The sequence below is a fragment of the Corynebacterium sp. UMB0012 genome, from assembly GCF_030216265.1.
In the GTDB taxonomy this organism is placed as follows: Bacteria; Actinomycetota; Actinomycetes; order Mycobacteriales; family Mycobacteriaceae; genus Corynebacterium.
Window position 1 is genome coordinate 140,166 of record NZ_JASOKQ010000004.1, and the last position, 7,556, is coordinate 147,721.

Genomic DNA, 7,556 nt, shown 5'->3' on the forward strand with positions numbered 1-7,556 from the left:
CCGCACGCCCCTTATTCATATTCCAGCCGCTAGCTAGACGTGAGAATCTCTACTTGTACATGCCAGCCTCACGCGCCATAGCGGCGATTTCGGCAGACTTCTGGGCGATCGCCAGCTCCTCGTTGGTCGGCACAACGAAGACCTTGACCGGGGAATCCTCGGTGGAGATCATGCGCGGCTGGTCGGAACGGACCAGGTTGCGCTCCTTATCAAAGTGGATGCCGTACATATCCAGGTTGTAGAGGGAATCCTGGCGCACCTCGGTATCGTTTTCACCCACACCGGCGGTAAAGGTGATGGCGTCAACGCGGCCCAGGGAAATCATGTAGGAACCGATGAAGCGGCGCAGCTGGTGAATGTAGATATTGTAGGCCAGCCACGCGTCCTGGTCTTCGTTGTCGATGCGCTCGCGCAGCGTACGGAAGTCATTGACACCGGAGATGCCCTTGACACCGGACTGCTTATTGAGCAGGGTGTCAATCTCGTCCACACTCATGCCCGCCTCGCGGACGAGGTGGAAGATGATGCCCGGGTCAATGTCACCGGAACGGGTACCCATAGCCAGACCGGCCAACGGGGTCAGGCCCATCGAGGTATCGATGGCGCGGCCATTGCGGATGGCCGCAGCAGAAGCACCGTTGCCCAGGTGAAGAGTGATCTGGTGGGTGTGCATTGGGTCGCGGCCCAAAAGGGCCGGCACCTGCTGGGAGACGAACTCGTGAGAGGTGCCGTGGAAGCCGTAGCGGCGGATATCGTACTTGGACGCTACCTCATTGTTGATGGCATATAGCGCAGCTGCCGGCGGCAGGGTATTGAAGAACGCGGTATCGAAGACGGCAACGTGCGGAATATCCGGCAGCATCTTGCGGGCCACGCGGATGCCGTCCAGGTTGGCCGGGTTGTGCAGCGGAGCCAGCGGGATGAGGTCTTCAATCATGGACTCAATCTGGTCCACGATGAGCTGTGGTTCGGAGAAGAGGCGACCGCCGTGAACAACACGGTGACCAACGGCGATAACATCCACGTCGGTCGGGCCAACGTTATGTTCGCTCATGATGGCAAAAGCGCGCTCGAGGCCGAAGGAGTGAGTAGGGATTTCCAGCTCTTCCTTGTACTTCTCACCACCGGTCTTGACTGTGACGGCGCCGAGGGGCTCGCCAACCTGCTCGACCAGACCAGAAACCAGCGGGGTATCCGTGGCGCTGGATTCGGGATCGACCAGCTGGAATTTAACGGAGGAAGAACCTGAGTTAAGGACCAGAACGTATGACATTTATTTCTCTCCAGCCTGAATAGCGGTGATTGCAACGGTGTTGATGATGTCCGGAACGGTCGCGCCACGCGACAGATCGTTTACCGGCTTGTTCAGGCCCTGCAGGATCGGGCCCACGGCGAGTGCGCCGCCGGTGCGCTGTGCCGTCTTGTAGCCGATATTGCCGGCCTCCAAATCCGGGAAGACGAAGACGTTTGCCTTGCCGGCCACTTCAGAATTCGGCATCTTCTTAGCCGCAACGCCCGGGTCGCAGGCGGCGTCGAATTGCAGCGGGCCATCCACCTTGACGGAGGAATCCAGCTGCTTGGCGGCCTCCACGGCGGCCACGGCGCGCTCAACGTCCGGGCCGGAGCCGGAGGTGCCGGAGGAGTAGGACAGCATGGCCACGCGCGGGTCGATGCCGAACTGGGAGGCAGTCTGTGCGGAAACGATGGCGATCTCGCCCAGCTGCTCGGCGGTGGGGTTCGGGTTGACGGCACAGTCACCGAAGGCCCACAGGCGGCCGCGCATGACCATCAGGAAGATGGAGGAGACCACGGAAGCGTTCGGCTTGGTCTTGATGATCTGGAAGGAAGGCTTGATGGTGTGGGCGGTGGTGTGGGCAGCGCCGGAGACCATGCCATCGGCCAAGCCCTTGTGCACCATCATGGTGGCGAAGTAGGAGATGTCCTTCATCGTTTCGCGAGCCTGCTCGAGGGTGACACCCTTCTTCTTGCGCAGCTCCGCAAAGTCGGCGGCAAACTCCTCTGCCAGCGGGGACTCGAGGTGGTTGATGATCTCGGCACCGGCCAGGTCGAGCTTGAGCTCTTCGGCGCGGGCCTTGATATCGGCCTCGTTGCCCAGGATGGTCAGCTTGGCAACCTTATCGCGCAGCACCACGTGTGCGGCCTCGAGGATGCGATCATCGTCGCCCTCTGGCAGAACGATGTGCGAACCGGCGGCGCGGGCCTGGTCAATAAGCTGCTTCTGGAAGAGGTCTGCGGACATGACCGGGGAGACGTCGCCAAGCGCAGCAAGTGCGCCCGGAACCGCTTCCAGGTCGGTGAAGATGCCAGCAACGGTGGCACCCAAGGATTCCGCATTGTGCTGTGCCAGCTCGCCGGTGCGCTGCGGGGCGCCGGAAATGATGGCCAGCGGCAGGCCAAGGGCGGCAGCTACTTCGGCATCGAAGGCGATATCGCCGGTGCCCTGCGCCACGATGTTCTCAGCGGCGGGAGCCTCAGCAAGTACGGCGGCGACGGTGGCATCGAAGTCTTCGAGGCGGATGAGCTCCGCGCCTAGGTCTTTAGCCAAGGCGGGCACATCGAGGCCATCGAAGCCACGGCCGATAGCGCTAATAACTGCGGAATGAGATGCAGACATGCAATTTACCTTTCAGTCACGGTCATTTGAACACAATTAACGCGTGTCATAACTTCATGTCAGCCATCACAGTTATTAACACGCGGTGACTATTCCACTGTACGCGATTTACCCCCTCCTATGCCCCATCGTGACCGCCCTAAACTGGGGTTAGTAATGCTGTGGTTTTTATCGCATAGTGACCGCGTAGAATATGCAGCACAACGAAAGAAAGGACACCCTAAGCACATGACTAACCCAGCGCGCGTCGCCGTGGTCGGCTCCGGCCCGGCAGGCATTTACGCCTCTGACCTTCTAGTGAAATCCGACCTCGATGTGCAGATCGATCTTTTTGAAAAGATGCCGACGCCGTTCGGTTTGATCCGCTACGGCGTGGCACCGGATCACCCGCGTATTAAGGGCATCGTGCAGTCCCTGCACAACGTTATGGAAAAGGAAGAGATCCGCTTCCTGGGCAATATTGAGGTGGGCAAGGACATCACCGTCGAGGAGATGCGCGAATATTATGACGCCATTATCTTCGCCACCGGTGCTACCGCCGATAAGCGCATGGGCATCCCGGGCGAGGACCTCAAGGGCAACCATGGCGCCGGCGAATTCGTAGGCTTTTATGACGGCAACCCCAACTTCGAACGCGATTGGGATCTCTCTGCAGAATCTGTCGCCGTCGTCGGTGTGGGCAATGTCTCCCTCGACGTCTCCCGTATCCTGGCTAAGACCGCCGACGAGCTACTTGTTACCGAGATCCCGGATAATGTCTATGCAGCGCTGAAGAAAAACCGCGCCAAGGAGGTCCACGTCTTCGGCCGCCGCGGCCCGGCACAGGCCAAGTACACGCCGAAGGAGCTCAAGGAACTGGACGAGTCCCCGACCATCGAGGTCATTGTCAACCCCGAGGACATCGAGTATGACGCCGCCTCTGAGGAGGCACGCCGCGCCGCCAAATCCACAGACCTGGTGTGCCAGACCCTCGAGTCTTACGCTATGCGCGAGCCGGGCGATGCCCCGCACAAGCTCTACATCCACTTCTTTGAGTCCCCGGTAGAGGTGCTGGGTGAGGACGGCCACGTCACCGCCATCAAGACCGAGCGCACTGAGCTCAACGGTGATGGCACCGTAACCGGTACCGGCAAGTACACCGAGTGGCCGGTCCAAGCCGTCTACCGCGCCGTGGGCTACTACCCTCAGTCCGTCGACGGCGTGCCTTTCGACGAGACCAAGGCCACCATGCCCAACGACGGCGGCCACGTGTTGGCCAATGTCGACGGCGAAAAGCTGCCCGGCCTCTACACCACCGGTTGGATTAAGCGCGGCCCGGTGGGCCTGATTGGCAATACCAAGTCCGATGCCAAGGACACCACAACCATGCTCATCGCCGATTACAAGGCCGGCGACTTGGAGCCTGCCACCAAGCGCGACCCGCAGGACATCCTAGACTTCCTGGCCTCCCGCGATATCGCCGTGACCACCTGGGAAGGCTGGCACCGCCTGGATGCCGCTGAGCGCGCCGCCGGTGAACCGCACGGCCGCGAGCGCATCAAGATCGTCGAGTGGGACGAAATGGTCAAGCACGCCGGCCCGCAGGCCTAGCCCATGCCGCATTTCATTTCCGCCGCGCCCTTGGGTCAACTGGCAGCCTTGGACGTCCACCAGCTCTACAAGCTGCGGGTAGACGTCTTTGTCCACGAGCAGCGCTGCCCGTATGCCGAGATTGACGCCACCGACGCAGACCCCCAGACCGTGCACCTGCTGGCCTGGGACGCGGACACCCACGAGCTGCTCGGCACGGCCCGCGTCTTTCCGGCTGCGCCTGCCGACGACGCCGCGCTTGCCGACGCCGCCGGCGCCCAAATCGGCCGCTTCGCACTCGCGCCCGCCGCGCGCGGCACGGGCCTCGGCCGGGAACTCTTCCAGGCGGCCGTCGACCTAGGCGAGCGCATGCACCCAGGCCAGCCGCTCTACCTGGAGGCGCAGGCCGGCCTCGTGGATTATTACGCCGGCTTTGGTTTTACTCCGGTAGGCGAGCTATTCGACGACGAGGGAGTCCCCCACCAGCCGATGCTGCGCCCCGCTTCCTAGTCGGCGTCGTCCACGCCGGAGGCGAGCTTCGGGTCGAGCTCCACGCCGCCCTCGTACTCCACGACCTCGATATCGGGGACATTGTCCGCCTCCGGCTCGATGCCGCGCGCACCGCCCTGGGCCAAAAGGCCCGGCGTGGAGGTCACCTCGATCTTGTGCGCCGCTAGTGCTGCGCGGTCGCGCGCCTCTTCCGCGCTTTCCGCGGTGGCAGACACCAAGCCCATGCGACGGCCCTTGTAGGCCCCGGGCTTGCCAAAGAGTTTTACATCCGTTTCCGCGTAGTTGAGGGCCGCGGCGATGCCGGTATAGGCCACCTCATTTAACTCCTCGTCCGCGTGGATGACCACGCTGGCGCCAGGGGTGACCAGGGTGGCGTCGATGGGGTAGCCCAAAATCGCGCGCGCATGCAGGTCAAAGGCGGAAAAACGCTGGGTATAGCAGGTCAGCATCGCCGTATCCGAGGGCCGCGGGGACACGGAGGAAAAGTACACATCATCGCCCGAAACGAAGAGCTCCACGCAGTACACGCCGCGCCCGCCCAACTCATTAGAGATGCGCGCGGCCACCGAGCGTGCGTTTTCCAGCGCGATTTCGCTCATGCCGGTGGGCTGCCACTCCTCCACGAGGTCGCCGCGCTCATGGCGGTGACCGATGGGCTCGCTAAACCACGTAGCCAACTTGCCCGTGGCCGGATCAATGGAACGAATAGCCAGCAGGGTGACCTCAAGGTCAAAGTCCACGAAGCGCTCGGCCACCACGCGTTGCGAATCCGAGGACACGCGCCGCACGGTCTCCCACGCGGTGCGCACATCCTCCTCATCGCGAGCAATCATGTGGCCCTTGCCGGAGGTGGACACATCCGGCTTAATAATGCACGGAAAGCCCAGCTCCCCCACCGCTTCCTCGAGCTCCTCCACGGAGCTAGCAAAGCGATACGCGGAAACCGGCAGCCCGATATTCTCCGCCACCTCGCGCACGCACTGGCGGTCCTGCGTCATGGCGCAGGCGCGGGCGGAGGGGACCACGATGGCGTCGCTATGCGCTTCCATCTCCTCCAGCGCTTCTACCGCAACGGTTTCTACCTCTGGAACCACAAAGTGCGGCTGAATCTCCTGTGCCAGCTGCAGGATGCGCCCGGTGTCCTTAATATCGGCGACGTAGCTAAACTGCGCCACCTGGTGCGCCGGCGCGCCCGCATACGAGTCCACCGCGTGGACCTCCAAGCCCAGGTTCTGGAAGGACATGGCCAGCTGCTTGCCCAGCTCGCCCGAGCCCAGCAGCAATACCTTGGTGGCATTGCTGGTCAGCGGCGTGCCAATATGACCGGCGATCTCGCCTGGATTATCCATGAAAATGCTCCTTCTAAGCCGCAGGCAGCGGCGTTTACTGCCCTAAATTATTTCATATTTAGGTCCCAACCCCACCACCTACATGCCAGGTGAGCCGGATAGGCGAAGGCGCCCTGTGGGCAATTCCACAGGGCGCCTTAAAAGGTTCAGCCTAGGCTGCAGGTGCCTCAGCCGGTGCCTCGGCTGGGGCTTCGGCCGGAGCCTCCCCTGCCGGTTGCTCGGCGGGCTGCTCTGGCTCGCCTACCGGCTCCGCCACGGTAATGATGTTGTCCTCATAACCCAGCGCGCCACCAACGAACTGGCCGCCACAGGTAATGAGAACCAGACGGTTCTCGCCTTCCTTATCGTTGACCACATCCGGGAATCCGGAGCCCTTAGGCAGGCGGTACGGAGCCTCGGTCACGCGGAAGGTGCGCTCCTGGCCGTCGATGACCACGGTAAATTCCTGGTCCTTCTTCAGCTTGGTGAACTTCTCCGCATAACCAGTGCCCTGGCCCTGATAGTTAATGTGGCCGGTAATCACACTCGAGCCCACATTGCCCGGCTCACCCGGCACTGCGGAGGCGGAGTACCAGCCCACGCGGGTGACGTCGTGTGGCGGAAGCAGCACGCCCTGGTCCGTAACCTGTACGGGGTCCACGGCCGCGTACTCGCCATCGATACCCACGGACATGCCCTCAAAGCCCTTGAACTCACCAGGCGCGGCCTCATACTCGTGCTCCTGCTGGCCCGAATCATCCACGAAGGCATCGGACTTCGGCCCGGATTCCTCCGGCGCGCTCTCGCTGGCCACCGTCTCCGGCGCCGAACCCGCCTCATCCTCATCATCGCGCGCCAGGTACAGCACTACCTGCAACAAGACCAGCGCCACCACAATGATGGCCGCGATAATAGCGATCAGCTTGCCACGGCCCATGCCCCGCTTGCCGACGCCCCCTTCTTCCCCACTCGCCGGATACTTCGACATTCCATTGTCTTCCGGCTGCTGTGGTTGCGCGTGCTTTCCCATAGCTAGCTTCCTCTACTTCCTCGATTTGTCTACCTTGTGCAGGTTATATGCAAATCCCCTCCAGCGTGTGCAGTCACACCCTGGAGGGGATTTTTGGTGTTTAAGTCTCAACCCCGGTGGGGCGACCCGCGGGCCGCCTCACCGATGCTTATGGACTACTTGATGTAATCCTGCATACCCGGCTCAAGCTCGGTTGCGCCGGACGGTACGGACTTAATCTCAACGCGCTCGGCGTTGGATGGCAGTGCGTTGCCAGTCTCTTCAGGCTGCTGACCCTGAACCTCGACGCTGCGGCCGTGGCCATTGTCAGAGTTGCCGCCCTGAGGAGCATCCTGACCCTTGTCCTCGTGACCATTGCCACCATTGTGGTTGCCGGTGTTGTCACCGTGGCCGCCATTGTGGCTGCTGGTGTTGTCACCGTGGCCGCCATTGTGGCTGCTGGTGTTGTCACCGTGGCCGCCATTGTGGCTGCTGGTGTTGTCAC

7 protein-coding genes are annotated in these 7,556 nt (G+C 62.1%); 2 read left to right on the top strand and 5 right to left on the bottom strand.

Annotation, left to right across the window (positions count from 1 at the left end):
* Positions 1-49 precede the first annotated feature (49 nt).
* Both QP324_RS03495 and pta read right to left on the bottom strand, forming a co-directional pair.
* Positions 50-1,273: an acetate kinase gene (locus QP324_RS03495; protein ID WP_239273389.1), complete on the bottom strand. Its 1,224-nt coding sequence runs from the start codon at positions 1,271-1,273 to the stop codon at positions 50-52.
* Complete coding sequence (pta, locus tag QP324_RS03500; protein ID WP_198492115.1) at positions 1,274-2,635, bottom strand: phosphate acetyltransferase; 1,362 nt, start codon at positions 2,633-2,635, stop codon at positions 1,274-1,276.
* A gap of 228 nt (positions 2,636-2,863) precedes the next feature.
* Here pta and QP324_RS03505 point away from each other — a divergent pair, with 228 nt between their 5' ends.
* On the top strand, positions 2,864-4,225 hold the full coding sequence (locus tag QP324_RS03505; protein ID WP_269953920.1) for an FAD-dependent oxidoreductase: 1,362 nt from the start codon (positions 2,864-2,866) through the stop codon (positions 4,223-4,225).
* A 3-nt stretch (positions 4,226-4,228) separates the two neighbouring features.
* A complete protein-coding gene (locus tag QP324_RS03510; RefSeq protein ID WP_284814492.1) occupies positions 4,229-4,714 on the top strand; it encodes a GNAT family N-acetyltransferase in 486 nt (161 codons plus the stop codon).
* Here the strand turns inward: QP324_RS03510 and purT are convergent.
* The 3 genes from purT to QP324_RS03525 form a co-directional block, all read right to left on the bottom strand.
* Positions 4,711-6,063 (bottom strand): formate-dependent phosphoribosylglycinamide formyltransferase, encoded by a 1,353-nt coding sequence (gene purT, locus QP324_RS03515; protein ID WP_284814494.1) that lies wholly within the window; start codon positions 6,061-6,063, stop codon positions 4,711-4,713. The two genes, QP324_RS03510 and purT, sit on opposite strands and share 4 nt — an antisense overlap.
* Positions 6,064-6,214: 151 nt before the next feature.
* Positions 6,215-7,072 (bottom strand): class F sortase, encoded by an 858-nt coding sequence (locus QP324_RS03520; protein WP_284598010.1) that lies wholly within the window; start codon positions 7,070-7,072, stop codon positions 6,215-6,217.
* A gap of 155 nt (positions 7,073-7,227) precedes the next feature.
* On the bottom strand, positions 7,228-7,556 hold a 329-nt coding region (locus QP324_RS03525), incomplete at its 5' end, for a hypothetical protein (protein WP_284814496.1).

Excerpts from the sequence above, each read along its gene's own strand:
- QP324_RS03495 (WP_239273389.1), bottom strand. The coding sequence starts at position 1,273 with ATGTCATACGTTCTGGTCCTTAACTCAGGTTCTTCCTCCGTTAAATTC.
- pta (WP_198492115.1), bottom strand. The coding sequence starts at position 2,635 with ATGTCTGCATCTCATTCCGCAGTTATTAGCGCTATCGGCCGTGGCTTC.
- QP324_RS03505 (WP_269953920.1), top strand. The coding sequence starts at position 2,864 with ATGACTAACCCAGCGCGCGTCGCCGTGGTCGGCTCCGGCCCGGCAGGC.
- QP324_RS03510 (WP_284814492.1), top strand. The coding sequence starts at position 4,229 with ATGCCGCATTTCATTTCCGCCGCGCCCTTGGGTCAACTGGCAGCCTTG.
- purT (WP_284814494.1), bottom strand. The coding sequence starts at position 6,063 with ATGGATAATCCAGGCGAGATCGCCGGTCATATTGGCACGCCGCTGACC.
- QP324_RS03520 (WP_284598010.1), bottom strand. The coding sequence starts at position 7,072 with ATGGGAAAGCACGCGCAACCACAGCAGCCGGAAGACAATGGAATGTCG.